This is a genomic window from Agrococcus sp. TF02-05, from assembly GCF_017565345.1.
Lineage (GTDB): Bacteria > Actinomycetota > Actinomycetes > Actinomycetales > Microbacteriaceae > Agrococcus > Agrococcus pavilionensis.
Genome location: NZ_JAGEKO010000001.1, coordinates 347,404 through 371,642, shown reverse-complemented (window position 1 = coordinate 371,642; position 24,239 = coordinate 347,404). Strand labels below are relative to the sequence as shown.

Here is a 24,239-nt window from a genome sequence, read left to right as displayed (position 1 = left end):
GCTCATCCTCCCACCGTCCCCTTGCCCGGCGAGGCATGGGGGCTCGGCGGCGGCGGCCGCTGGCCGCGCTCGCGCGAGGCGTCGTGGATCGCGCCGAGGATGATCGCCGTGTGCAGCGCGAGCGCCTCGCGGGCGCCCGTCGCGTCCCAGCCGATGATCTCGCTGATGCGCTTGAGCCGATAGCGCACGGTGTTCGGGTGCACGAAGAGCTCGCGCGCGGTCGCCTCGAGCGAGCGGCCGGTGTCGAGGTAGCACGCGAGCGTCGCGAGCAGGTCGGAGGAGTGGTCGCGCAGCGGCTGGTAGACGGTGCGCACGAGCTGCTGGCGGGCGAGCGGGTCGCCCGCGAGGGCGCGCTCCGGCAGCAGGTCGTCGGCGCGCACGGGCCGCGGCGTGCGCCGCCACGCGTCGGCGACGGCGAAGCCCGCGAGCGCGGCCTTCGCGCTCTTGGCCGCGTCGGTGATGCCGGGCACCGCGGGGCCGAGCACGAGGTGCCCCTCGCCGAATCCCTCGGCGAGCTGCGCGGCGATCGCGAGGAACTCGATCGGCTCGGGCTCGCGCTCGTCCTCGCGCGCGGCCTCGCGGCCGATGACGACGACGAGCCGGGTGCCCTGCACCCCGACCAGCACGTCGCATCCCGCATGCCTCGCCTTCCGGCGCACGACGTCGACGTCGAGCATGCGCGGCGCGACGCCCACGAGCACGGCGCACTCGCCGCGGCCGTGCCAGCCGAGCGCGGCCGAGCGGCTCGGCAGCTCGTCGTCGTGCTCGCCCGTGAGGATCGAGTCGACGACGAGCGCCTCGAGGCGCGCGTCCCACAGCCCGCGCGACTCGGCGGCGCGCGCGTAGACGTCGGCGGCCGCGAACGCGATCTCTCGCGAGTAGCGCAGGATCGGCTCGCGCATCGCCGGGTCGGCGTCGCCGATGCGCTCCTCGAAGACCGACACGACGGTGCGGATGAGCTGCAGCGTCTGCTGCAGGCTCACGCTCCGCAGCAGCTCGCGCGGGGCGGCCGCGAAGACGTCAGCCGCGATCCACGGCTGCGCCTCCGGGTCCTCGTGCCAGGCGATGAACGACGTGATGCCCGATTGCGCGACGAGCCCGACGGCGCTCCGCCGCGAGGGCGGCATCGTGCGGTACCAGGGCAGCCGGTCGTCGAGCGCGCGCATCACCTGCGTCGCGAGGTCACCGGAGGTGCGACGCAGCCACGCGAGCTGCTGCGCCTTCAGCTCGGCGTCAGCGGTCAGCGGCGGCCGCCTAGGAGTCGCCGCCGACGGTGCCGGACACGCCCGCGTTCACGTCGTGGATGCTGTACTTCGCGATCGCCTGCTGCACCATGCCGAGCGGCACCTTGCCCTGCTTCGCGAGCGCGTCGAGCGCGCGCACGACCACGGAGTGGCTGTCGATCTTGAAGAAGCGGCGAGCGGCGGCGCGGGTGTCGGCGAAGCCGAAGCCATCGGCGCCGAGCGTCGCGTAGTCGCCCGGGACCCACTCGCGGATCTGGTCGGGCACCGCGCGCATGTAGTCGCTCGTCGCGATGAAGGGGCCGTCGGCCTCCGACAGGCGCTGGGTGACGTACGGCACCTTCGCGGGCTCCTGCGGGTGGAGCAGGTTGTGCTCGTCGGCCTCGAGGCCGTCGCGGCGCAGCTCGCTCCACGAGGTGACCGACCAGATGTCGGCCGAGATGCCCCAATCGGTGCCGAGCAGCTCCTGCGCGTGGTGGAGCCACGGCAGCGCGACGCCCGAGCCGAGCAGCTGCACCTTGATCGGGTGGTGGTCGCTCGTCGAGACGCGGTGGATGCCGCGGCGGATGCCCTCGACGTCGACGCCCTCGGGCTCGGCCGGCTGCACCATCGGCTCGTTGTAGACCGTGAGGTAGACGATGACGTCCTCCGGCTCCTCGCCGTACATGCGCTCGATGCCCATCTGGGTGATGTGGGCGATCTCGTAGCCGTAGGCGGGGTCGTAGGCGAGCACGGCCGGGTTCGTCGACGCGAGGAGCGGCGAGTGGCCGTCGGCGTGCTGCGTGCCCTCGCCCGCGAGCGTCGTGCGCCCCGCGGTCGCGCCGATGAGGAAGCCGCGCGCCATCTGGTCGGCAGCCGCCCAGATCGAGTCGCCGGTGCGCTGGAACCCGAACATCGAGTAGAAGACGTAGATCGGGATGAGCGGCTCGCCGTGCGTCGAGTACGACGTCGCGGCGGCGGTGAACGCGGCCATCGCGCCGGCCTCGTTGATGCCGACGTGCACGATCTGCCCGTCGGGCGCCTCGCGGTACTTCAGCAGCAGGTCGCGGTCGACCGACGTGTAGTTCTGGCCCTGCGGGTTGTAGATCTTCGCGGTCGGGAAGAACGCGTCGATGCCGAACGTGCGCGCCTCGTCGGGGATGATCGGCACGAAGCGGTCGCCCCAGCCCTTGTCGCGCAGCAGGTCCTTGAGGAGCCGCACGAAGGCCATCGTGGTCGCGACCTGCTGCTTGCCCGAGCCCTTCTTGGGCATGTCGTAGGTCTTGTCCTCGGGCAGCGGGATGATCGTGTGCTTCGAGCGGCGCTCGGGCGTGAAGCCGCCGAGCTCGCGCCGACGCTCGAGCATGTACTGGATCTCGGGGGAGTCCATCCCGGGGTTCCAGTACGGCGGGTGGTACGGGTCGCTCTCGAGCTGCTTGTCGGAGATGTCGATCTGCATCGCGTCGCGGAACGACTTCAGGTCGTCGAGCGTGAGCTTCTTCATCTGGTGGGTCGCGTTGCGGCCCTCGAAGCTCTTGCCGAGGCCGTAGCCCTTGACCGTCTTCGCGATGATGACGGTCGGCTGGCCCTTGTGCTCGGTCGCCGCCTTGTATGCCGCGTAGACCTTGCGGTAGTCGTGGCCGCCGCGCTTGAGCGCCCAGATCTCGTCGTCCGTCAGGTGCTTGACCATCTCGAGCGTGCGCGGGTCGCGGCCGAAGAACTGCTCGCGCACGAACAGGCCGGACTCCGCCTTGTAGGTCTGGTAGTCGCCGTCGGGGGTGCGGTTCATGAGGTCGCGGAGCGCGCCCTCGTGGTCCTGCTCGAGCAGCGCATCCCACTCTCGGCCCCAGATGACCTTGATGACGTTCCAGCCCGCGCCGCGGAAGAACGACTCGAGCTCCTGGATGATCTTGCCGTTGCCGCGCACCGGCCCGTCGAGGCGCTGGAGGTTCGCGTTGATGACGAAGTTGAGGTTGTCGAGGCCGTCGTTCGCGGCGAGCTGCAGCGCGCCGCGCGACTCGACCTCGTCCATCTCGCCGTCGCCGAGGAACGCCCACACCTGCGAGTCGAGCTCGCTCTTGATGCCGCGGTTGACGAGGTAGCGGTTGGCCTGCGCCTGGTAGATCGCGTTGATGGGGCCGAGGCCCATCGAGACGGTCGGGAACTGCCAGAAGTCGGGCATCATCCGCGGGTGCGGATAGGAGGGGATGCCGTTGGGCGCCTTCGACTTCTCCTGGCGGAAGGCGTCCATCTGCGCCTCGCTCAGCCGGCCCTCGAGGAACGCGCGCGCGTACATGCCGGGGGAGGCGTGGCCCTGGTAGAAGATCTGGTCGCCGCCGCCGGGCGCGTCCTGGCCGCGGAAGAAGTGGTTGAGGCCGACCTCGTAGAGCGACGCCGACGAGGCGTACGTCGAGATGTGGCCGCCGACGCCGATGCCGGGCGCCTGCGCGCGGTGCACCATGATGGCCGCGTTCCAGCGGATCCAGCGGCGGTAGGTGCGCTCGAGCGCCTCGTCGCCGGGGAACTCGGCCTCGGCGTCGGGCGCGATCGTGTTGAGGTAGTCGGTCGTCGGCACCATCGGCACGCCGAGGTGCAGCTCCTTCGAGCGCTTGAGCAGGCTCAGCATGATCTCGCGCCCGCGCTGGTGGCCGTTCGCCTCGACGAGCTGCGAGAGCGACTCCTGCCACTCGGCGGTCTCGCTCGGGTCGGGGTCGTTCACGTGGGGCGAGTACGGGTCCTGGTCGTTCAGCACCGAAGCTCCTGACGTCGATTGGGCGCGTGCGCTCCTGGGTGGCGGGCGCAGCCACCCCACTCTATCCACCGGGCGGTCCCGGGCGGGCGCGCGCGAGAGCGCTCTGGCACGATGGTCGAGCGGATGCGCGAGGAGACCTGAGGAGGCCCGCATGGCACTGCAGATCGGCGACGAGGCGCCCGACTTCACGCTCACGGATCACACGGGGGAAGCGGTGACCCTCTCGGAGCTCCGCGGCCGCCCGGTCGTGCTCGTCTTCTACCCGGCGGCGTTCACCGGGCGGTGCACGGGCGAGCTGTGCTCGATCCGCGACGAGATCGGCGACTTCGAGGGCTCGGAGGCGGAGGTGCTCGCGATCTCGGTCGACACGGCAGCGTCGCTCGGCGTCTTCGCCGAGCAGGAGGGCTTCTCCTTCCGGCTGCTGAGCGACTTCTGGCCGCACGGCGCGGTCGCGCAGGCCTACGACGCGTTCCTGCCCGAGCGCGGCGTCGCGACGCGCGCGACCTACGTCATCGACCGCGAGGGCCGCATCGCCGACCACTTCCGCGTCGCGACCTCGGAGTCGCGCGACCTCGACGCGTACCGCGAGGCGCTCGCGAAGGTCGCCTGACCCCGCGGAAGCGGCTCGGCGGCCGAGAATTGGACTTGCACGTGAGCCTGCGCCCGCGCTATTGCCTCGGACAAGGTCTACGCGGGGAAGCGACGTTCCGCTAGGGCGAGGGCAGCAAAGATCAGCGCCTGTTGCTCTTCCGTTGTGGCTGACCCGAATCGAACGCCCGCCTCGTGGGCGGTGGCATCGATGTCGAGCGATCTGAGCACGTTCGCGACCCGCTCGTGCCGCTCAAGCCTCGAGCCGGTCCGAACCGGGGGTATCACAGCGTTGGCCAGGGCCGCTTCGAAGATGGGGTGCCAGTCTGGACCTGTCATGGAGCGACCCTCGCAGGGTCGGCTGCGCAGCCGTCCCAGACGCCTGAGATGCTTCCCGTGGTCGTGACTCGCCACGACGTGCTGCGATAGCCGGTGTAGTGCTCTATGAAACCGCTTAGGTCGTTGATCCGCTGTTGCACGACCGACGTGCCGCGATAGAAGACGATGTCCGCTGAACCGTGGAGCTCCGCGAGTCAACGAAGGCTTTCCGGAGGCGTTCACTCGGATGGGCGACGACGCAAGGGGCTCGTCAAAGGAGAAACACTGTGACGTCGTCCTGATACGGCGGGCACTGCGCACCGGACTCGCAGGACGTCGTCGTCACCGTCGCGCGAGCAGCAGCGTGGGCGGTGCCGGGCTCGAACCGGCGACCCCTTCGGTGTAAGCGAAGTGCGCTACCAGCTGCGCCAACCGCCCTCGACCATCATCGCACCGTCCCGGTCGGCGTCCGACGCCGCACCGCTTCCCTAGGATGGGGCCATGACGACCGTGGCGGATGTGCAGCGCGCCGTCGAGGCGCTCTGGCCCGCCGCGACCGCCGAGGACTGGGACGCCGTCGGGCTCGTCGCGGGCGATCCCGCCGACGGGGTGGAGCGCATCCTGCTCGCCGTCGACGCGATCGAGGCGACCGCCGCCGAGGCCGTCGAGCGCGGTGCCGACCTGCTGCTCGTGCACCACCCGCTGCTGCTGCGCGGCGTCTCGAGCGTCGCCGCGACGACCCCTGCCGGCCGCGTCATCACGCGGCTCGTGCGCGAGCGCGTCGCGCTGCTCGCCGCGCACACGAACGCCGACGCCGTCGATCGCGGCACGAGCGGCGAGCTCGCCTCGATGCTGCGCCTCGAAGGCGCCGAGCCCATCGTCGTGAACCGCGTCGACGACGCGAAGGGGCTCGGCCGCGTGGGCGACATGCCCGAGCCCGTCGCGCTCTCGGGCCTCGCCCGCACGATCGCCGGGCTGCTGCCCGCCGTCGCCGGCGGCGTGCGCGTCGCGGGCGATCCCGAGCGCTCGGTGCGCCGCGTCGCGATCTGCGGCGGCGCGGGCGACTCGCTGCTGCGCGAGGCCGCGGTGCTCGGCGCCGACGTCTACATCACGAGCGACCTGCGCCACCACCCGGCCTCCGACGCGCGCGAGCGGCACGTCGCGGGCGAGGGGCCGGCGCTCATCGACGTCTCGCACTGGGCGAGCGAATCGCTGTGGCTGCGACCCGCGGCCGAGCAGCTGCGCGCCGCCCTGCCGGGCGTCGCCGTCGAGGTGAGCGAGATCAGGACCGACCCATGGGACTTCGCCGTCCCCCAGGAGGAGCACGCATGGCACTGAAGGCCTCGAACCACGAGCAGCGCCGGCTGCTCGAGCTGCAGGACGTCGACACCCGCATCGTGCGGCTGACCGCGAAGGCGAAGGCGCTGCCGCAGGCCAAGCGCATCGCCGAGCTCGACGCGCGGCTCGCGGAGCTCGACCGCGAGGTGCTCGAGCGCCTCGGCGCGCACGACGACGCGGCCGCCGAGGTCGCCCGCACCGAGAGCGACGTCAAGGTCGTCGAGGCGCGGCTCCAGCGCAACCGCGATCGGCTGCCGTCGATCACCGACGCGAAGGTCGCGACCGCGACCGAGCACGAGATCGTGACGCTCGAGCGCCGGCGCAGCGAGCTCGAGGACCTCGAGCTCGAGGCCATGCAGGCGCAGGAGGATGCCGCAGCGGCGCTCGAGGAGGCTCGCGCAGCCGCGGGCGAGGCTCGCGCCGAGCGCGATCGCGTCGACGCCGAGCGCGCGGCCGAGGCCGCCGGCATCGAGCGCGAGCTCGAGGAGGCCCGAGCCGAGCGCGAGCAGCGCACCGCCGTCATCTCGCCCGAGCTGCTCGCGCTCTACGAGCGGCAACGGGCCCGCTACGGGATCGGCGCGACGCTCCTGCAGCGGCGCACCTCGGTCGCCTCGGGCGTCGAGCTCACGGCCGCCGAGCTCTACACGATCCAGTCGGCTGCCGACGACGACGTGCTGCTCGACCCCAACTCCTCCGCGATCCTCGTGCGCACGGAGGAGAGCGGCATCTAGCGCGAGCCGCTCGTCCGTCCCCGTACGATGCGGGGCATGGGCAGCGGCCTCCGCGTCGAGCAGGTCGCCGACGAGGCGGGCCTGGATGCCTTCCTGCGCCTCGGGCACGACACCCACGGCGGGCTCGCGGTGCCCCTGCCCGAGCGCACGGTGCGCAGCTGGTTCAAGGGCTGGCACCCGCATCCGCACCCCATCACGCTGCTCGTCGCGCGCCGCGGCCATGAGGCCGTCGGCCGCGCCGTCGTGCATCGCGACGACCGGCTCGACGCCCGGCTCAGCACGCGCGCGCTCGTCTTCGGCGCGCTCGTCGCGCCCGATGCGACCGTCGTCGACGCCCTGGTCGACGAGTTCGAGGCACGCGCCGCCGGTGCCGGTGCGACCGAGCTCTTCGGCCCCGCGCAGCTGCTGCCGAACCAGGCGGGCGGGGTCATCACGGGCGGCTTCGAGGAGCGCGGCTTCCTCGACTCGGCGTGGAACCCGCCGTGGCTCCCCGACGCGCTCGAGGCGCGCGGCTTCGAGCGCTGGTACGAGGCCGACACGTGGATCGTCGAGGTCGTCGACGACGACGGGCCGACCGAGGCGGAGCTCGATCGCGCCGGCATCCGCATCGACGAGGTCACGCGCTTCGGCCTCGGCCGTGGCCTGCGGGCGCTCCTGCCGCTGCTCAACGACTCGTTCGCGCTGCTGCCGACCTTCACGCCCTACTCGCGCGAGGAGCTGCGCGCGCAGACCGATGGGCTGTGGTGGCTGCACGAGGAGGGGCTCTTCCTCATCGCGCGCGACGAGCAGGAGGAGCCGGTCGCGTTCGTGCTCGCGGTGCTCGACCCCTCGCGCGTGCTGCAGCGCTCGGGCGGCAGGCTCGGCATGCGCGAGCGCTGGGAGCTCGTCGCCCGCCGCGGCGCGCTGCGGCGCGAGGCCGTGCTCGTCATGCAGGGGGCGCGGCCGCACGCGCAGGGCAAGGGCATCGTGACGCTGCTCAGCCGGCGGCTGCACGCGAACCTCGCCGAGCTCGGCTGCACGACGCTGCGCTCGACGCTCGTCGGCCGGATGAACCCCGGCTCGGTGCGGCAGTTCACGCGCTTCGGCGGCCGGCCGCTGCACGCGACCGCCTACTACCGCAAGGCGCTCGAGCGGTGACGAGCGGATGCTTCTGGTCGGCTCGAGCGGTACCCTGAGGGCGTGAACCGGTCGGCCAGGCGGTCGCGTCGCCGCTCCCTCGGGAGCGGCGCCGAGGAACGTCCGGGCTCCGCAGAGCAGGGCGGTGGATAACGTCCACCCGGGGCAACCCGCGAGAAAGTGCAACAGAGAGCAGGTCCACCGGTCGGGCGACCGATCGGCCAGGAGTGAAACGGTGGGGCAAGAGCCCACCAGCGTCGCGTGCGAGCGCGGCGGCTAGGCAAACCTCGCCCGGAGCAAGACCAGACAGCGGACCATGGGGCTGCTCGTCCCGTCCGCGGGTAGGTCGCTGGAGGGCTGCAGCAATGCATCCCCGAGAGAGATGACCGTCCACGACAGAACCCGGCGTATCGGCCGGCCGGTTCACCCCACGGCTGTCAGGCGATGAGGCTCCATCGCACCGCGAGCCAGAGCGCGATGTGCGCGTCGCTCGCCTCGCGCGAGACCCTCGGCGGCACGAGGTCGTGGTCGCGCACGAGCGAGTACTCGCTCACGAGCGCGTTCAGCGGCGCGAACCACGGGCGCGTCGCCACGAGGACGCCGCGCTCCGAGCGCAGCGTCAGCGCGAACGGCAGCACCCGGTAGCGCAGCTCGAGCCCGGTGCCGACGAGCGCCGCGTCACCCGTCACGCGCATCGACGCGTGGCGCAGGATGCCCCCGCGATCGTGCTCGTCCACGAGCGTGGCCACGCGCTCACCGCCGAGCAGCACCGGCACGCCGTCGGCCTCCGGCCGCCGCCACGGCTCCGCGCGCTGCGCCGCGAGGTTCCGGCGATCCGTGCGGTCGAGCTCGACGACCGCGTCGCCGACGCTCGCGCGCACCCGGGCGCCGTCGAGCTCGACCCTCGCCGGTCCCCACGGGGCGCGGCGGAACATCCGCCACTCGGTGCGCGGCTGCGCGCGGCGGCGCTCGTCGGCGTGCTTGCGATGCCGGGCGCGAGGCTCGCGACCGGGCCGCTCCCGCCGCTCGCTCACGCGGCGCTCGCTCACACGCCGCGCGCGAGCGCGGCGGCGCCGATGATCCCCGCGTTGTTGCGGAGCGCCGCAGGCACGATCGGCGTCTCGAGCCGCAGCAGCGGCAGGAACTTCTCCGACGACTTCGAGACCCCGCCGCCGACGACGAAGAGGTCGGGGGAGAAGAGGAACTCGAGGTGGCTGTAGTAGCGCTGCAGCCGTGCCGCCCAGTCCTCCCAGCTCAGCTCCTCGCGCTCACGCGCCTTGTTCGACGCGCGCGTCTCGGCGCCGACGCCGTCGAGCTCGAGGTGGCCGAGCTCGGCGTTGGGGATGAGGGTGCCGTTGTAGATGAGGGCGCCGCCGATGCCCGTGCCGAGCGTCGTCAGGATGACGAGCCCCGACGCATCCTTCGCCGCTCCGTAGTGGTCCTCGGCGAAGCCCGCCGCATCCGCGTCGTTGACGAAGTGGATGTCGCGTCCGAGCGCGCGCTCGAACAGCTGCTCGGCCTCGAGCCCGATCCACGACTTCGAGACGTTCGCGGCGCTCATCGTGCGGCCGTGCCGCACGATCGCCGGGAAGGTGACGCCGATGGGGGTCTCGTCGTCGATCTCGAGCATCCCGACGAGGCCCACGACCGCGTCGCGGATCGCGTCGGGCTCGCCGCCCGCGGGGGTCGGCACCTTCACGCGATCGCTCAGCAGCTCGCCGGTGCGCACGTCGACGAGCGCCGCCTTCACGCCGGTGCCGCCGATGTCGACGCCGACTGCCTTGTGCTTGGACTTCACCACGATCGACGATCCTGCCACGGTTCCCGCCCCTGGCCGTCAGGCCGAGGGCAGCGTGAGGATCTCGGCGCCGCCCTCGCGCACGACGATCGTGTGCTCGAACTGGGCGGTGATGGAGCGATCGCGCGTGACGATCGTCCAGCCGTCGTCCCAGCCGTCCCACTCGTGCGTGCCGAGGGTGAGCATCGGCTCGATCGTGAAGACCATGCCGGGCACCATCTCGGTGTCGTACTGCTCGGTGTCGTAGTGGGGGATGATGAGCCCCGAGTGGAACGACGTGCCGACGCCGTGGCCGGTGAAGTCGCGCACGACGCCGTAGCCGAAGCGCTTCGCGTACTGCTCGATCGTGCGGCCGATGACGTTGACGCGGCGGCCCGGCAGCGCGACCCTGATCGCGCGGCGCAGCGCCTCCTCGGTGCGCTCGACGAGCTGCGTCACCTCGTCGCCCGCCTGCCCGACGATGAAGGTGCGGTTCGAGTCGCCGTGCACGCCGTCCTTGAACGCCGTGATGTCGATGTTGACGATGTCGCCGGCCTCGAGCACCGTGTCGTCGGGGATGCCGTGGCAGACGACCTCGTTGACGCTCGAGCACACCGATTTCGAGAAGCCGCGGTAGCCGAGCGTCGAGGGGTAGGCGCCGTGGCTCGTCACGAAGTCGTGGCCGATGCGGTCGAGCTCGTCGGTCGTGATGCCTGGGCGCACGGCCGCGCCGACGGCGGCGATCGCGTCGGCGGCGATCGTGCCGGCGGCGCGGATGCGGTCGATCGTCGCCTCGTCGTAGACGTCACCGCCCACGTGCTTCGCCGGGCGCGGCTTGCCGACGTACTCCGGGCGGGCGATGGATGCGTCCACGGGCCTCTGGGGAGAGATGCGACCGGGGATCAGGTGACCTCTCACGTCCTTCGGCATAGGCTCCATCCTAGGCAGACGGCCGAGGCAGACGGCCGAGGCAGACCGACCCGCGGCGGATCCCGAGGAGGCGCGCATGACCGAGTACTGGTACAACCTGGAGACCGGCGTCGTCGAGGAGGGCATGGTCTCGCCCGGCTACGACCGCGCTGGCCCCTTCGCCACTCGCGAGGAGGCGGCACGCGCCCCCGAGATCATCAAGGAGCGCTCGCGGAAGTGGGCGGCTGAGGAGGCCGCAGAGGACGACTGGGGCGGCAACTCCCGCTGACCGGGCCGCGCAGCGTCAGGCGACCGCGACGATGCGGCGCAGCGTGCGCAGGTTGCGGGTCGTGACGCGATCCTTCGCCTGCCGCTCGAGCGCCTTGCCGAACGGGCTCGAGAGCGTCGTGCCCTTCGGGTTCGACCAGTGGACGACCGCGTCGCCCGCGGCGATCGTCTCGCCCTCGCCCGGCTCGAGCGCGGCGAGCTCCGCCGCGATCCCCGGCTCGAGCTCGAACACGACGTAGGGCGTGCGGTCGTCGTCCTCGCCGTGCGGGTAGTCGGCGATGATGCGCTCGAGGTCGTCGATCGCGATGCCGAGCACCCGGATGCGCCTGCCGTACCGCGCCTCGAGCGCGGCCTCCGCCCCCCGCGCCGCGCCCGACGCATCCGTCGCCGTCACGACGGCGTTGCCGCTCGCGAGCACCGTCACGACGTCGTCGAGCCCCGCGTCCTCGAGCAGCGCCTTGAGGTCGGCCGAGCGCACGGTGACGCCGCCGACGTTCACGCCGCGGAGGAGCAGGGCGATGCGCACGGTGCCGCCCCGGCTACTCGTACTCGTGCTCGGGGGCCGGGTAGGCGCCCGAGGAGACATCCTCGCGGAAGGCGTTCGCGGCGTCCTCGAGGTCCTTGCCGATCTGCGCGTACTGCTTGACGAAGCGCGGGATGCGCCCGGTCGTGAAGCCCGCCCAATCGGTCCAGACGAGCAGCTGCCCGTCGCAGTGCGGGCCCGCGCCGACCGAGATCGTCGGGATCGTGAGCGCCTCGGTCACCGCGCGCGCCGACTCCGACGGCACCATCTCGAGCACGACCGCGAACGCGCCGGCCGCCTCGACGGCCTTCGCGTCGCGCAGCAGCTTCTCGGCGCCCTCCTCACCGCGGCCCTGGATGACGTGGCCGCCGAGCCCGTGCTCGGCTTGCGGGGTGAAGCCGACGTGCGCCATGACGGGGATGCCGGCCTCCACGATGTGGCGGATCTGCTCGGCCGAGCGCTCGCCGCCCTCGAGCTTCACGGCGTGCGCGCCCGTCTCCTTCATGAAGCGGATCGCGGTGTGCACCGCCTCGCGCGGGTTCGTCTCGTAGGAGCCGAAGGGCAGGTCGGCGACGACGAGCGCCCGCTTCGCGCCGCGCGCGACGGCGCGGGTGAGGGGGATGAGCTCGTCGACCGTCACCGGGAGCGTCGTGTCGTAGCCGAAGACGGTGTTGCCCGCCGAGTCGCCCACGAGCAGGAAGTCGATGCCAGCGCGGTCGAAGATGCCGGCGGAGAGGTAGTCGTAGCTCGTGAGCCCGACGATCTTCACCCCGTCGCGCTTCGCCTGCTGGAAGTGCCGGATCCTGACGCGCTTGGGGCTCGACGCCGCGCCGCCGTAGGGCGCTGCGGGCTCCTGCGCGCTCTCGCTGAATGCCATGCGGCCGAGCCTATCGACAGCCGCGCGCCCACTAGCCTGAGGGCAGGCCTTCAGGAGGGACTCGGATGGACAAGCAGCGGGACTTCGTGCTCCGGACGATCGAGGAGCGCGGCGTCAAGTTCGTGCGGCTGTGGTTCACGGACGTGCTCGGCACGCTGAAGTCGGTGGCGATCGCGCCCGCCGAGGTCGAGGGCGCCTTCACCGAGGGGCTCGGCATCGACGGCTCGTCGATCGAGGGGCTCTCGCGCTCCTCCGAGGCCGACGTGATCGCGAAGGCCGACCCGTCGACGTTCCAGGTGCTGCCGTGGCGAGGCGAGATCGACCCGACCGCGCGCATGTTCTGCGACATCGCGACGCCCGACGGGCAGCCCGCGGCCGCCGACCCGCGGCACGTGCTCAAGCGGACGCTCGCGAAGGCGGCCGACCTCGGGTTCAGCTTCTACACGCATCCGGAGTGCGAGTTCTACCTGCTGAAGTCCGCCGACGTGCACCACCCCGAGCCCGTCGACCGCGCCGGCTACTTCGACAACGTGCCGGGCGGCACCGCGCACGACTTCCGCCGGGCGAGCGTGCGCATGCTCGAGGACATCGGCATCTCGGTCGAGTTCAGCCACCACGAGGCGGGCCCCGGCCAGAACGAGATCGACCTGCGCTACGCCGACGCGCTCTCGACCGCCGACAACATCATGACCTTCCGCACCGTCGTGAAGGAGGTCGCGATCCAGGAGGGCGTCTACGCGACGTTCATGCCGAAGCCCTTCGAGGGGCAGCCCGGCAGCGGCATGCACACCCACATGTCGCTGTTCGAGGGGGAGCGGAACGCGTTCCACGACCCCGCGGGGCAGTACCAGCTCTCGAAGGTCGGCCGGCAGTTCGTCGCGGGCCTGCTGCACCACGCGCCCGAGTTCACCGCGGTGACGAACCAGTTCGTCAACTCCTACAAGCGCATGTGGTCGGGCGACGAGGCGCCGAGCTACGTCTCGTGGGGCCACAACAACCGCTCCGCGCTCGTGCGCGTGCCGCTCTCGAAGCCCAACAAGGCGCAGTCGGCGCGCGTCGAGTACCGCGGGCTCGACTCGGCCGCCAACCCCTACCTCGCCTTCTCGGTGCTGCTCGCGGCGGGGCTCAAGGGCATCGAGGAGGGCTACGAGCTGCCCGAGGAGGCGACCGACGACGTCTGGGCGCTCTCCGACCGCGAGCGCCGCGCGCTCGGCTTCACGCCGCTGCCGGCGAGCCTCGACCGGGCGCTGCAGCACATGGAGGAGTCGGAGCTCGTCGCCGAGACGCTCGGCGAGCAGGTCTTCGAGTACTTCCTGCGCAACAAGCGCGAGGACTGGCAGCGCTACCGCGCCCAGGTGACGCGCGTCGAGCTCGAGTCGAACCTGCTCTCGCTCTAGCCCATGCGCATCCCGTCGCCGCGCGCTCGACTGGCGCAGCTCGGGTTCCGCGAGCCGAGCCGCGCCGCGGCGTGCCTCGAGGAGCTCCCGGATGCGTGGCGGGGCACGGGCAGGACGGCCCTCGTCGAGGCCGCGGCGCGCGCCGCCGACCCCGACACGGCCCTCGAGTCGGCCGTGCGGCTCGAGCGCGCCGGCGTCTCGCTCGACGAGGCGCTCGCCGACGCGGGCTCGCGCGAGTCGCTCCTGCGGGTGCTCGGCGGCTCGATGGGCATCGCCGAACACCTCGAGCGGCACGCCGAGGACCTCGACGTCGCCGCCCGGCCGCTGCCGCCCGCGCCCGCCGAGCGCTACGTCGACAGCCTGCTCGAGTCGGTCGACGCATCCGCCGGCGTGGCGAGGAAGCCCAGGGACGAGGCGATCGCCGCGATGCGCGGCCGATACCGCCGCCACCTCACCGAGCTCGTCGCGTGGGACCTCGGCCTCGACGACCCGAGCGCCTCGGTCGACGTCGTCTCGGCCGCGCTCGCCGACCTCGCCGCCGCCGCGCTCGAGGCAGGCCTCGCGATCGCCCGCGCCGCCGCGCGCGAGCGCTACGGCGAGGACGCCGACCGCGTGCGGCTCGCGGTCATCGCGATGGGGAAGACGGGCGCGCGCGAGCTCAACTACCTGAGCGACGTCGACGTCATCTGGGTGCACGAGGCCGACGGCGTCGACGACCCGCGGGCGACCCAGATCGCGACGCTGCTCGCGCGCGAGACGACCGCGGCGTGCGCGCAGTTCCAGAAGGCACCGCCGCTGTGGGAGGTCGACGCGAACCTGCGGCCCGAGGGCAAGGACGGCGCGCTCACGCGAACGCTCGCCTCGCACGTCGCCTACTACGAGCGCTGGGCGAAGTCGTGGGAGTTCCAGGCGCTGCTCAAGGCGCGCGCCGTCGCGGGCGACGCCGAGCTCGGCGCGGCCTACGAGGCCGCTGTGCGCTCGAAGGTGTGGGAGTCGTCGAGCCGCGAGGGCTTCGTCGAGTCGGTGCAGCGGATGCGCGAGCGGGTGAGCGAGCACATCCCGGCCGACGAGGTGGCGCGGCAGCTGAAGCTCGGGCCGGGGGGCCTGCGCGACATCGAGTTCACGGTGCAGCTGCTGCAGCTCGTGCACGGCGCCGACGACGAGTCGGTGCGGCAGCGCGGCACGCTCGAAGCGCTCGACGCGCTCGCCGAGCTCGGCATCATCGGCCGCGCTGACCGGGACGAGTTCAGCGACCACTATCGGTTCCTGCGCGTGCTCGAGCACCGCATCCAGTTCTGGCGCATGCGCCGCACCCACCTCATGCCGGTCGATCCCGACGAGCTGCGGCGGCTCGCGCGCTCGGCAGGGCTGCCGGATGCCGCGACCCTCACCGAGCGCTGGCAAGCGGTGCGGCGCGCGGTGCGGTCGCTGCACGAGCGGCTCTTCTACCGCCCGCTGCTCGGCGCCGTCGCCTCGCTCGGCCACGACGACGTGCGGCTCACGCCCGAGCACGCGGCGAAGCGGCTCGAGGCGTCCGGCTACGCCGACGCGCGAGGCGCGCTCGGCCACATCGCCGAGCTCACGGGCGGCGTGACGCGCCGCGCGCAGATCCAGCGGCTGCTGCTGCCGGTGCTGCTCGGCTGGTTCGCTGAGGGCGTCGACCCCGACATGGGGCTGCTCGCGTTCCGGCGGCTGAGCGAGGCGCTCGGCGAGAGCCCGTGGTTCCTCCGCATGCTGCGCGACTCACCGGTCGCCGCGCGCCGGCTCACGCGGCTGCTCTCGTCGTCGCGCCTCATCGGCTCCCTCATGGAGCGCATCCCCGAGGCCGCGTCGTGGCTCGACGGCGACGAGCAGCTGCGGCCGCGCTCCGAGGAGTCGCTGCGCGAGGAGGCGGCCGCCGTGCTGGGCCGGCACCGCGGCGACCCCGATGCCGTGCGGAGCGCGCTGCGATCCCTCCGCCGCCGCGAGCACCTGCGCGTCGCGATGGCGAGCGCGCTCCAGCGCATCGACGAGTCGACCGTCGGCGTCGCGCTCACCGCGATCGCGGCGGCGCTCGTCGACGCGGCGCTCGAGCTCCACACGCCCGAGGGGCTCCGGCTCGCGACGATCACGCTCGGCCGCACGGGCGGTCGCGAGATCGGCTTCGGCAGCGACATCGACGTCATGCACGTCGCGGCCGGCGAGGGCGACCCGATCGCGGTCGCGACGACCGTCATCCGCAAGGTGCAGGAGACGCTCGCCGACCCGACGCTGCCGTTCGAGCTGGATGCGGCGCTCCGGCCCGAGGGACGCCAGGGTCCGATCGTGCGCACCCTCGAGAGCTACCGCGCCTACTACGAGCGCTGGTCGGAGCCGTGGGAGGCGCAGGCGCTCCTGCGTGCGCGGCCGTTCGCGGGCGACGCCGAGCTCGCGGACGAGCTCATGGCCATCGTCGACGAGCGCCGGTATCCGGCGGAGCTGCCGGCGTCGGCCGCGCGGGAGGTGCGGCGCATCAAGGCGCGCGTCGAGTCGGAGCGGCTGCCGAAGGGCGCCGACCGGCGGCGCCACCTCAAGCTCGGCGACGGCGCGCTGAGCGACGTCGAGTGGCTCGTGCAGCTGCTGCAGCTGCAGCACGCGGGTCGCGAGCCGAGCCTGCGCACGCCCTCGACGCTCGAGGCGCTCGCCGCCGCCGCGCGCGCCGACCTCATCGGCGAGCGCGACGCGGAGATCCTCCGCGAGGCGTGGGCCCTCGCGACGCGCCTCCGCAACGGGCTCGCGCTCGCTCGCGCGCGCACGATCGACGTGCTGCCCAACGAGCGCACCGAGCTCGAGGCGGTCGCGCGGCTCATCGGCATGCCCGCGCACTCGGCGCTCGCGCTCGAGGAGCACTACCTCGCCGTCACGCGCCGCTCGCGCCGAGTCTTCGACCGCCTCTTCTACGACGCCTGACCGGCGCTCTCGCGGGTGGTGCGGATTGGTCGCCTGGCGCGAGCCGAGGCGACCATCCGGTACCTCCCCGAGCGTGTCACTCGGCGGGGTGGTACCGATTCGTCGCTCGTGTCGGAGCCAGGCGACGATTCGGTGCCACCCAAGGCGACCGGTGGCCAGGGAAGCTCGCAGGCTCCCTCCCTACGCTGGCGCGATGTTCTTCATCTTCGGCTTCGGCCCCAAGCAGGAGGAGCTCGGGCCCGGGCTCACCCGCACGTGCGTCAACTGCGGCAACACCGCGGTGTGGCGTCGCATCCGCGAGTCGAAGCGCTTCACCCTCTTCTTCATCCCGATCGCGCGCTGGGGCAAGCGCGAGTTCGAGGCGTGCCCCATCTGCGGCTACGCCGTCCCCGCCTGAGCGCGACCGAACGCATCCGCCCGTGAACGCCGAGAGCCGGCCACCCGCGGGTGACCGGCTCTCGAGCTGGGTGCGTCAGACGCCGTAGTAGAGCTCGAACTCGTACGGGTGCGGGCGCAGGGCCATCGGCAGGATCTCGGTCTCGCGCTTGAGCGAGATCCACGTGTCGATGAGGTCCTTCGTGAAGACGTTGCCCTCGAGCAGGAACTCGTGGTCGTTCTCGAGCGCGACGAGCGCCTCCTCGAGCGTGCCCGGCACCTGCGGGATGCCCTTGGCCTCCTCGGGCGGCAGCTCGTAGAGGTCCTTGTCGATCGGGTCCATCGGCTCGATGCGGTTGCGGATGCCGTCGAGGCCCGCCATCATCTGCGCCGCGAACGCGAGGTACGGGTTCGACGCCGCGTCGGGCGCGCGGAACTCGATGCGCTTCGCCTTCGGGTTCGAGCCCGTGATCGGGATGCGGATCGCCGCCGAGCGGTTGCCCGCCGAGTAGACGAGGTTGACCGGCGCCTCGAAGCCCTTCACGAGGCGGCGGTAGGAGTTGATCGACGGGTTCGTGAACGCGAGCACGGCCGGCGCGTGCGCGAGCAGGCCGCCGATGTACCAGCGGGCCGTGTCGGAGAGGTTGCCGTAGCCGTTCTCGTCGAAGAAGAGCGGCTTGCCGTCGAGCCACAGCGACTGGTGCGTGTGCATGCCCGAGCCGTTGTCGCCGAAGAGGGGCTTCGGCATGAACGTCGCCGTCTTGCCCCACTCGAGCGCCGTGTTCTTGACGATGTACTTGAAGGCGAGGATCTCGTCGGCCGCCTTCACCATCGTGTTGAAGCGGTAGTTGATCTCGGCCTGGCCGCCCGTGCCGACCTCGTGGTGGCTGCGCTCGACCTGCAGGCCGATCGCCTCGAGCTTGAGGCAGATGTCGTCGCGCAGGTCGGCCTGCTTGTCGACCGGGGAGACGGGGAAGTAGCCGCCCTTGAAGGCCGTCTTGTAGCCGAGGTTGCCGCCCTCCTCGACGCGCCCGGTGTTCCAGGCACCCTCCTCCGAGTCGACCGAGTGGAACGACTGGTTGGGGGTGACCGAGTAGCGCACGTCGTCGAAGATGTAGAACTCGGCCTCGGGCGCGAAGAACGCAGTGTCGGCGATGCCGGTCGAGGCGAGGTACTGCTCGGCCTTGTGGGCGACCTGGCGCGGGTCGCGGTGGTAGATCTCGCCCGTGCGCGGGTTGTAGATGTCGAAGATCATCACGAGCGTCTTCTGCTCGCGGAACGGGTCGAGGTACGCGGTCGACACGTCAGGGATGAGCTGCATGTCGGACTCGTTGATGGTCGCGAAGCCGCGGATCGAGGAGCCGTCGAAGAGCTGGCCGACCGAGAAGAACTCCTCGTCCACCGTCGACGCGGGGATGTTGAAGTGCTGCTGCACGCCGGGCAGGTCGGTGAACCGGATGTCGAGGAACTTCACCTCCTCGTCCTTGATGAAGGCGAGGGCCTCGGACGGGTCCTTGAACATGGTGCTCCTGACTTGGCGTTTCGGTTGAGCGGATGCCTTGCCTCGACGCTACGCGGGAGCCGTTGCCCGACCGTGACGCCGATGTTTCGGCGGTGTTACGTCAGCGCGGCCGGCCGGGGCGCACCCGGTTCGGGTCGATGCCCTTCGGGATGGGCAGGTTCGACTGCCCGAGCGAGGTGAGCCGGTTCGCGACCGCCATCACCTCGGCGCGGCTGAGCACCTTCTTCAGGCGGCGCATCGACTTCGTCATCTTGCGCAGCTCGAGCGACGAGTCGGGACCGATCTCGAGCACGTTGACCGGCACGTTCGGCACGATGCGCTTGAGCTTGCGCTGCTCCTCGCCCACGAGTCGCGCGACGCGCTCGCGCGGGCCCTCGGCGATGAGCACGACGCCGGGCTTGCCGACCGCGCGGTAGACGGCGTCCTGCGTGCGCGGGTTGACCGCGACGGGCATCTCGCTCGTCGACCAGTTGCCGCGCAGGCCGCTCTTCAGCACGGCGCCGACGGCGCCGGGGCGGCCCTCGATCTGCGAGAACGCGATCTTCTCGGCGCGCCAGGTGAGCGTCATCATCATGAGCATCAGGCCGATGAGCACGCCCGAGATCACCCAGAGGACGAACCACAGCACGTCCTGCTGCGTCACGATCGCGAGCACGACGACGACGATGATCGGCCCGAAGAAGGCCAGCAGCATGAGCGGCAGCGCCGCCTTGTCGTTCTTGCGGGTCATCTGGAAGATGGACCACATCGTCTTGAGCCGGCCGGGCTCCTTCTCGGTCTCGCGCGCCATGCTCCCCAGGATACCGGGGCGCGGGCCCTCCGCTCTCCACAGCGAGGTGCGGGATCCGCACCCGGCGCGCCGTCGCCGTGGCATCGTCGCGGCGTGGATCCCGATGCTGCGTCGATCGCCGGCTACCCGCTCGTGCGGGCGGTGCGGCGCACGGCCGAGCGCGAGGTCTGGGTGGCGGATGCGTCGGGGCACGGCGTCGAGGTGCACCGCGCCCTCGCAGGCGCTGACGCGCCGCTCGCGCGCGAGGCCGAGGCGCTCCTGCTCGCCGAGCACGAGCACCTGCTGCCCGTCGTCGACGTCGCGACCGACGTGGGCGTCGTCGTGGTGCGCCAGCTCGTGCCGCGCGACCTCGCCGACTGGCTGCTCGAGCGCGGCGAGCCAGAGCCGGGGGAGGCCGTCACGGCGCTCGCACCGATCGCGGCGGCGCTCGGGGCGCTCCACGCGATCGGGGCGGTCGCGGGCGGCGTGACGGCGCACGACGTGCGCATCGACGACGACGGCGCACCGCTCCTCGCGGGCGAGGGCGCGCACCGCGAGACCGAGCGGCCGACCGAGGCGTGGCGCGAGTCGAGCGAGGGCGTCGCGGCCGACGCGCTCGGCTGGCGCGAACTCGCGCTCCTGCTCGCCGACGCGAGCGGCGAGCCGCTGCCGGCGGCGGTCGAGGCGGCGCTCGAGCGCCGCGACCTCGCCGCGGCCGGCACCGCGCTCATCGCCGCGTGGCCGGCCCTGCCCCTCGCGCTCGATCCGCCTGCCGAGACCGCGGCCGTGCCCGCGCCGGTGCGGATGCGTCGGCGCGAGCGGCCGAGCGGGCTCGAGGCGGTGTGGTCGCGCGTCGCGCTGCTGCTCGAGCGGCTTCCGCGCGGCGCGCCGGTCACGGCGCGGCTCCTCGAGGCGGCCCGCGCCGTGCGGCCGCGCTACTGGGCGGTCGGCGGGGCCGGCGGCGTCGCGCTCGTCGTGGCGGCGACGCTTCTGGGCGGCAGCGGTCCACCGGGAGCCGGCGCAGCCGACGCGGGTGCGCCCCACGCCGAGCCGATGCCGACGCCGACCGCTGGCGCGGTCCCGCCGCCCACGAGCCCCGCGGCGCAGACCCCGGTGGTGATCGGGGTGCCGGGCGATCCGGTCGCGGGCGCAGCCGCGCTGCTCGCCGAGCGGGAGGCGTGCCTCGACGCGGGCGACGCGGCATGCCTCGTCGGTCTGCACGAGCCCGGCAGCCCGCAGCTCACCGCCGCCGCGCCGTGGCGGATGCCCGACGACGGCGTGCTCGAGGTCGTGCAGCACCTCGGCGACGCGTGGCTGCTGCGCGTCGTGTCCGGAGACGAGCCTGCCTCGGTGCTCGTCATGAGCATCGAGGCAGGCTGGACCCTCAGGGACGCGTGGTCGGACTAGACCTCGAACGCGCCCGACTCGAGGCGCTGCTTGACCGCCGCGAGGTAGCGGGCGGCGTCGGCGCCGTCGATGATCCGGTGGTCGTAGGACAGGGCGAGGAAGACCATCGAGCGGATCGCGATCGAGTCCTGGCCGTCGACCGAGACGACGACCGGGCGCTTCACGACCGTGCCGACGCCGAGGATCGCGCGCTGGGGCTGAAACACCACGGGGGTGTCGAACAGCGCGCCGCGCGAGCCGGTGTTCGTGAGCGTGAAGGTGCCGCCGGCCAGCTCGTCGGGCTTGAGCTGGTTGTCGCGCGTGCGCTGCGCGAGGTCGGCGATCTCGGCGGTCAGCTCGCGGATGCTCTTCGACGACGCGTCGCGGATGACCGGCGTGAGCAGGCCGCGCTCGGTGTCGACCGCCATCGCGAGGTTCTCGGTCTCGGGGTAGGTGATCGTCTCGCCGTCGTCCGTCGCGTTGATGAGCGGGTGCGCCTTGAGCGCCTCGACCGCCGCCTGCGTGAAGAACGGCAGGAAGGTGAGCTTGTTGCCGGTCTCCTGCTGGAACGAGGCCTTCTTCGCCTCGCGGAGCTGCGCGACCTTCGTCACGTCGACCTCGACGACCGTGGTGAGCTGCGCGAGCTCCTGCATCGACTCGACCGCGCGCTTCGCGACGACCTTCCGCAGGCGCGACATCTTCGCGGTCGTGCCGCGCAGCGGCGAGACCTCGACGGGCGCCGGTGCGGCAGCGGCTGCGGGCGCCGCGGCAGCGGCCTCGGCGGGCTTCGCCTCGGCTGCCGCGAGCACGTCCTCCTTGCGGATGCGGCCGCCGACGCCCGTGCCGGTGATCGCGCCGAGGTCGACGCCGCGCTCGTTCGCGAGCTTGCGGACGATCGGGGTCACGTAGACGCCGGCCGGCGCGGACTGCGCGGCGGGCTGCGCGGGCGACGCCGACGCCGAGGGGGCCGCGGGTGCCTGCGCTGCGGAGTCCGACGGGGCGGGCTTCGAGGGGGCAGGCGGGGCCGGCTGCTTCGGCGCCTCGGCCTTCGGCGCCTCCTGCTTCGGCGCCTCGGGAGCGGGCGCCGCCTCCTGCTCCTCGGCCTCGGGGGCCTTCGCGGGCTCCGGCTGCTCGGTCGACGGCTTCGCGGGCTCGGGCTGCTCGGTCGGCGTCGCGTCCTGCTCCTCGGCGGAGCTCGATGACGGGGCCGGCTCGTCGGTCTCGGCGTCGTCGGTCGTCGGCTCGCCGGCCGAGGGCGCGCTCGCCGAGCCGCCGACGCGCGCGATGACGCTGCCGACCTCGACGGTGTCGTCCTCGTCCACGAGCAGCTCGGAGATCGTGCCGGCCACGGGGGAGGGCACCTCGGTGTCGACCTTGTCGGTCGAGATCTCGACGATGGGCTCGTCGACCTCGATCTCGTCGCCGACGGCCTTGAGCCAGCGGATGATCGTGCCCTCGGTGACGCTCTCGCCGAGCTCCGGGAGCTTGATGTCCGTGCCGCCGCCGCTCGAGGGCTGCGCCTCGGCCTGCGGCGCGGGCTCGGGCGCCGCCTCCTGCTGCTCGTCGGCCTCCTTCGAGGGCGACTCCTGCGCCTCGGCGGCCGACTCGTCGTCGGCCTCCTGCTCGGGCTCGGCGTCGGTGCCCTCGGTCGCCGCCTCGGCGTCGGTCTCGGGCGCCTGCTCGGCGGGCGCGTCGCCCGCGTCGCCCACGCGCGCGATGACGGCGCCGACCTCGACGGTGTCGTCCTCGTCGGCGAGGATCTCGGTGAGCGTGCCGGCGATCGGCGACGGCACCTCGGTGTCGACCTTGTCGGTCGAGATCTCGACGAGCGGCTCGTCGACGGCGATCTCGTCGCCCACGGCCTTCAGCCAGCGGGTGATCGTGCCCTCGGTGACGCTCTCGCCGAGCTCGGGGAGCTTGATGTCAGTCATTCTGGGATCTCCTGTGGCTGTCGATCAGAGTGCGTGGAGCGGGGTGCCCGCGAGCTTCATCATGGTCTCGCCGAGCGCCTCGTGCTGCGTCGGGTGGGCGTGGACGAGCTGCGAGACGTCCTCGGGGTAGGCCTCCCAGTTCACGATGAGCTGGGCCTCGCCGATGAGCTCGCTCACGCGGCGGCCGATCATGTGGACGCCGACGACGGGGCCGTCCTTGACCCGCACCGCCTTGACCGAGCCGGTCGTGCCGACGATCTCGCTCTTCGCGTTGCCGCCGAGCGAGTACTCGTACGACTCGATCCTGTCCTCGCCGAACTGCTCCTTGGCCTTGGCCTCGGAGTAGCCGATCGACGCGACCTCGGGGTCGGAGTAGGTGACCTTCGGGATGTTGATGTCCTGCACCATGCGCGGCTCGAGGCCGGCGATCTCCTCGGCGACGAAGATGCCCTGCTGGTAGCCGCGGTGCGCGAGCTGGAGGCCCGGGACGATGTCGCCGACGGCGTAGACGCCGGGCACCGAGGTCTGCAGGCGGTCGTCGACGGTCACGAAGCCGCGGTCGAGCTGCACGCCGACCTCCTCGTAGCCGAGCCCGGCGGTGTTCGGGCCGCGGCCGACCGCGACGAGCAGGAGATCGGCGTCGATCGTCTCGCCCGTCTCGAGCGAGACGTGCACGCCCGAGTCGTCCTGCGTCACGCCCGAGAAGCGCGCGCCGAGCTTGAACTGGATGCCGCGCTTCTTGTACGCGCGTTCGAACTGCTTCGAGACCGACTCCTCCTCGTTCGCGACGAGGTGGGGCAGGCCCTCGATGATCGTGACCTCGGCGCCGAAGGCGCGCCACACGCTCGCGAACTCGACGCCGATGACGCCGCCGCCGAGGATCGCCACCCGCTGCGGGATCCAGTCCAGGCGGAGCGCCTGCTCGCTCGTGATGACGTTGCCGGTGATCTCGAGGCCCGGCAGCGTCTTCGCGTACGAGCCGGTCGCGAGCACGATGTTCTTGCCGGTCAGGGTGCGGTCGCCGACCTGCACGGTCGTGGGGGAGGTGAGCTTGCCCTCGCCGTCGACGACCTCGATGCCCTTGGCCTTGATGAGGCCCTGCAGGCCCTTGTACTTCTTCGAGACGATGCCCTCGCGGAAGGCGGTCACGCGCTCGATGTCGATGCCCTTGAGCTCGGCGTCGACCCCGGCGTGGCCGGCGTCGCGCACCTCGTCGGCGACCTCGGCCGAGTGCAGCATCGCCTTCGTGGGCACGCAGCCGCGGTGGAGGCACGTGCCGCCGAGCTTGTCCTTCTCGACGATCGCGACGGTCTTGCCGAGCTGCACGGCGCGCAGCGCGACGGCGTAGCCGGCACTGCCTCCACCCAGGACGACGATGTCAAAGCTCTGATCGGACACGCACTTGCTCCTCATGAGTCTCTTGTGCCGCGCCGGTGGGCGCAGCGGTGCACGGCAGTTCCTGCCCGAGCCAGCCTAGTCGCTCACCCCTGACGG

Annotated in this window: 20 protein-coding genes, 1 tRNA gene and 1 other RNA gene; 10 read left to right on the top strand and 12 right to left on the bottom strand. The window is 72.3% G+C overall.

The features are described from left to right. Nucleotides 1-2 precede the first annotated feature (2 nt). Nucleotides 3-1,166 carry a CdaR family transcriptional regulator gene (locus JQT67_RS01855; protein WP_208063230.1) on the bottom strand — a complete coding sequence of 388 codons (1,164 nt, stop codon included), beginning with the start codon at nucleotides 1,164-1,166 and terminating at the stop codon, nucleotides 3-5. Nucleotides 1,167-1,254: 88 nt separating this feature from the next. Next, nucleotides 1,255-3,972 (bottom strand): pyruvate dehydrogenase (acetyl-transferring), homodimeric type, encoded by a 2,718-nt coding sequence (gene aceE / locus JQT67_RS01850; protein WP_307864152.1) that lies wholly within the window; start codon nucleotides 3,970-3,972, stop codon nucleotides 1,255-1,257. 151 nt (nucleotides 3,973-4,123) lie between these two features. Here aceE and JQT67_RS01845 point away from each other — a divergent pair, with 151 nt between their 5' ends. Beyond that, nucleotides 4,124-4,582: a peroxiredoxin gene (locus tag JQT67_RS01845; RefSeq protein WP_208063228.1), complete on the top strand. Its 459-nt coding sequence runs from the start codon at nucleotides 4,124-4,126 to the stop codon at nucleotides 4,580-4,582. A 661-nt stretch (nucleotides 4,583-5,243) separates the two neighbouring features. Here the strand turns inward: JQT67_RS01845 and JQT67_RS01840 are convergent. Next, nucleotides 5,244-5,316 (bottom strand) — tRNA-Val (locus tag JQT67_RS01840). A gap of 63 nt (nucleotides 5,317-5,379) precedes the next feature. Here JQT67_RS01840 and JQT67_RS01835 point away from each other — a divergent pair. The 4 genes from JQT67_RS01835 (at nucleotide 5,380) to rnpB (ending at nucleotide 8,489) form a co-directional block, all read left to right on the top strand. Next, entirely contained in the window at nucleotides 5,380-6,216 is an 837-nt protein-coding gene (locus JQT67_RS01835) for a Nif3-like dinuclear metal center hexameric protein (protein ID WP_208063227.1), read from the top strand. After that, nucleotides 6,207-6,947: a zinc ribbon domain-containing protein gene (locus tag JQT67_RS01830; protein WP_208063226.1), complete on the top strand. Its 741-nt coding sequence runs from the start codon at nucleotides 6,207-6,209 to the stop codon at nucleotides 6,945-6,947. The genes JQT67_RS01835 and JQT67_RS01830 overlap by 10 nt, the downstream gene beginning before the upstream one ends. Nucleotides 6,948-6,983: 36 nt before the next feature. Continuing rightward, entirely contained in the window at nucleotides 6,984-8,084 is a 1,101-nt protein-coding gene (locus tag JQT67_RS01825; protein WP_208063225.1) for a hypothetical protein, read from the top strand. A 47-nt stretch (nucleotides 8,085-8,131) separates the two neighbouring features. Then, nucleotides 8,132-8,489: RNase P RNA component class A (gene rnpB / locus JQT67_RS01820), an RNA gene on the top strand. A gap of 11 nt (nucleotides 8,490-8,500) precedes the next feature. On the opposite strand, the gene JQT67_RS01815 is transcribed toward rnpB, so the two are convergent. The 3 genes from JQT67_RS01815 to map are packed head-to-tail and all read right to left on the bottom strand — an operon-like array spanning nucleotide 8,501 to nucleotide 10,770. Next, entirely contained in the window at nucleotides 8,501-9,097 is a 597-nt protein-coding gene (locus JQT67_RS01815; RefSeq protein WP_208063224.1) for a hypothetical protein, read from the bottom strand. Nucleotides 9,098-9,108: 11 nt separating this feature from the next. Further along, complete coding sequence (ppgK, locus tag JQT67_RS01810) at nucleotides 9,109-9,864, bottom strand: polyphosphate--glucose phosphotransferase (protein WP_374222107.1); 756 nt, start codon at nucleotides 9,862-9,864, stop codon at nucleotides 9,109-9,111. A gap of 36 nt (nucleotides 9,865-9,900) precedes the next feature. Beyond that, nucleotides 9,901-10,770 carry a type I methionyl aminopeptidase gene (gene map / locus JQT67_RS01805; RefSeq protein ID WP_208063223.1) on the bottom strand — a complete coding sequence of 290 codons (870 nt, stop codon included), beginning with the start codon at nucleotides 10,768-10,770 and terminating at the stop codon, nucleotides 9,901-9,903. 76 nt (nucleotides 10,771-10,846) lie between these two features. Between map and JQT67_RS01800 the strand changes: the two genes are divergently transcribed. After that, on the top strand, nucleotides 10,847-11,038 hold the full coding sequence (locus JQT67_RS01800) for an SPOR domain-containing protein (protein WP_208063222.1): 192 nt from the start codon (nucleotides 10,847-10,849) through the stop codon (nucleotides 11,036-11,038). Nucleotides 11,039-11,053: 15 nt separating this feature from the next. Here JQT67_RS01800 and JQT67_RS01795 read toward each other — a convergent pair whose 3' ends face one another. Both JQT67_RS01795 and panB read right to left on the bottom strand, forming a co-directional pair. Next, nucleotides 11,054-11,563 (bottom strand): DUF1697 domain-containing protein, encoded by a 510-nt coding sequence (locus JQT67_RS01795; RefSeq protein WP_208063221.1) that lies wholly within the window; start codon nucleotides 11,561-11,563, stop codon nucleotides 11,054-11,056. 13 nt (nucleotides 11,564-11,576) lie between these two features. Continuing rightward, complete coding sequence (gene panB / locus JQT67_RS01790) at nucleotides 11,577-12,437, bottom strand: 3-methyl-2-oxobutanoate hydroxymethyltransferase (protein WP_026373231.1); 861 nt, start codon at nucleotides 12,435-12,437, stop codon at nucleotides 11,577-11,579. Between the two features lie 65 nt (nucleotides 12,438-12,502). Here panB and JQT67_RS01785 point away from each other — a divergent pair, with 65 nt between their 5' ends. From JQT67_RS01785 to JQT67_RS01775, 3 genes are all read left to right on the top strand, one after another. Beyond that, a complete protein-coding gene (locus JQT67_RS01785; protein ID WP_021011736.1) occupies nucleotides 12,503-13,834 on the top strand; it encodes a glutamine synthetase family protein in 1,332 nt (443 codons plus the stop codon). A gap of 3 nt (nucleotides 13,835-13,837) precedes the next feature. Beyond that, a complete protein-coding gene (locus JQT67_RS01780; RefSeq protein WP_208063220.1) occupies nucleotides 13,838-16,762 on the top strand; it encodes a bifunctional [glutamine synthetase] adenylyltransferase/[glutamine synthetase]-adenylyl-L-tyrosine phosphorylase in 2,925 nt (974 codons plus the stop codon). A gap of 193 nt (nucleotides 16,763-16,955) precedes the next feature. Then, complete coding sequence (locus JQT67_RS01775; RefSeq protein ID WP_208063219.1) at nucleotides 16,956-17,159, top strand: zinc-ribbon domain-containing protein; 204 nt, start codon at nucleotides 16,956-16,958, stop codon at nucleotides 17,157-17,159. Nucleotides 17,160-17,234: 75 nt separating this feature from the next. Here JQT67_RS01775 and glnA read toward each other — a convergent pair whose 3' ends face one another. Both glnA and JQT67_RS01765 read right to left on the bottom strand, forming a co-directional pair. After that, a complete protein-coding gene (glnA, locus tag JQT67_RS01770; RefSeq protein ID WP_208063218.1) occupies nucleotides 17,235-18,659 on the bottom strand; it encodes a type I glutamate--ammonia ligase in 1,425 nt (474 codons plus the stop codon). Nucleotides 18,660-18,759: 100 nt separating this feature from the next. Next, nucleotides 18,760-19,449 (bottom strand): DUF4191 domain-containing protein, encoded by a 690-nt coding sequence (locus JQT67_RS01765; RefSeq protein ID WP_208063217.1) that lies wholly within the window; start codon nucleotides 19,447-19,449, stop codon nucleotides 18,760-18,762. A gap of 93 nt (nucleotides 19,450-19,542) precedes the next feature. On the opposite strand from JQT67_RS01765, the gene JQT67_RS01760 reads away from it, so the two are divergent. Next, nucleotides 19,543-20,835, top strand: a complete 1,293-nt coding sequence (locus JQT67_RS01760) for a hypothetical protein (protein ID WP_208063216.1) — start codon at nucleotides 19,543-19,545, stop codon at nucleotides 20,833-20,835. Here JQT67_RS01760 and sucB read toward each other — a convergent pair. Both sucB and lpdA read right to left on the bottom strand, forming a co-directional pair. Then, on the bottom strand, nucleotides 20,832-22,745 hold the full coding sequence (gene sucB / locus JQT67_RS01755; RefSeq protein WP_208063215.1) for a 2-oxoglutarate dehydrogenase, E2 component, dihydrolipoamide succinyltransferase: 1,914 nt from the start codon (nucleotides 22,743-22,745) through the stop codon (nucleotides 20,832-20,834). The two genes, JQT67_RS01760 and sucB, sit on opposite strands and share 4 nt — an antisense overlap. Before the next feature lie 24 nt (nucleotides 22,746-22,769). After that, nucleotides 22,770-24,158 carry a dihydrolipoyl dehydrogenase gene (gene lpdA, locus JQT67_RS01750; RefSeq protein WP_243755497.1) on the bottom strand — a complete coding sequence of 463 codons (1,389 nt, stop codon included), beginning with the start codon at nucleotides 24,156-24,158 and terminating at the stop codon, nucleotides 22,770-22,772. Nucleotides 24,159-24,239 lie beyond the last annotated feature (81 nt).

Bases quoted from the DNA above. Each gene is read 5' to 3' on its own strand.
- JQT67_RS01855 (WP_208063230.1), bottom strand. From the start codon at position 1,166: ATGCGCGCGCTCGACGACCGGCTGCCCTGGTACCGCACGATGCCGCCC.
- JQT67_RS01845 (WP_208063228.1), top strand. From the start codon at position 4,124: ATGGCACTGCAGATCGGCGACGAGGCGCCCGACTTCACGCTCACGGAT.
- JQT67_RS01835 (WP_208063227.1), top strand. From the start codon at position 5,380: ATGACGACCGTGGCGGATGTGCAGCGCGCCGTCGAGGCGCTCTGGCCC.
- JQT67_RS01830 (WP_208063226.1), top strand. From the start codon at position 6,207: ATGGCACTGAAGGCCTCGAACCACGAGCAGCGCCGGCTGCTCGAGCTG.
- JQT67_RS01825 (WP_208063225.1), top strand. From the start codon at position 6,984: ATGGGCAGCGGCCTCCGCGTCGAGCAGGTCGCCGACGAGGCGGGCCTG.
- map (WP_208063223.1), bottom strand. From the start codon at position 10,770: ATGCCGAAGGACGTGAGAGGTCACCTGATCCCCGGTCGCATCTCTCCC.
- JQT67_RS01800 (WP_208063222.1), top strand. From the start codon at position 10,847: ATGACCGAGTACTGGTACAACCTGGAGACCGGCGTCGTCGAGGAGGGC.
- panB (WP_026373231.1), bottom strand. From the start codon at position 12,437: ATGGCATTCAGCGAGAGCGCGCAGGAGCCCGCAGCGCCCTACGGCGGC.
- JQT67_RS01785 (WP_021011736.1), top strand. From the start codon at position 12,503: ATGGACAAGCAGCGGGACTTCGTGCTCCGGACGATCGAGGAGCGCGGC.
- JQT67_RS01780 (WP_208063220.1), top strand. From the start codon at position 13,838: ATGCGCATCCCGTCGCCGCGCGCTCGACTGGCGCAGCTCGGGTTCCGC.
- JQT67_RS01775 (WP_208063219.1), top strand. From the start codon at position 16,956: ATGTTCTTCATCTTCGGCTTCGGCCCCAAGCAGGAGGAGCTCGGGCCC.
- glnA (WP_208063218.1), bottom strand. From the start codon at position 18,659: ATGTTCAAGGACCCGTCCGAGGCCCTCGCCTTCATCAAGGACGAGGAG.
- JQT67_RS01765 (WP_208063217.1), bottom strand. From the start codon at position 19,449: ATGGCGCGCGAGACCGAGAAGGAGCCCGGCCGGCTCAAGACGATGTGG.
- sucB (WP_208063215.1), bottom strand. From the start codon at position 22,745: ATGACTGACATCAAGCTCCCCGAGCTCGGCGAGAGCGTCACCGAGGGC.
- lpdA (WP_243755497.1), bottom strand. From the start codon at position 24,158: ATGAGGAGCAAGTGCGTGTCCGATCAGAGCTTTGACATCGTCGTCCTG.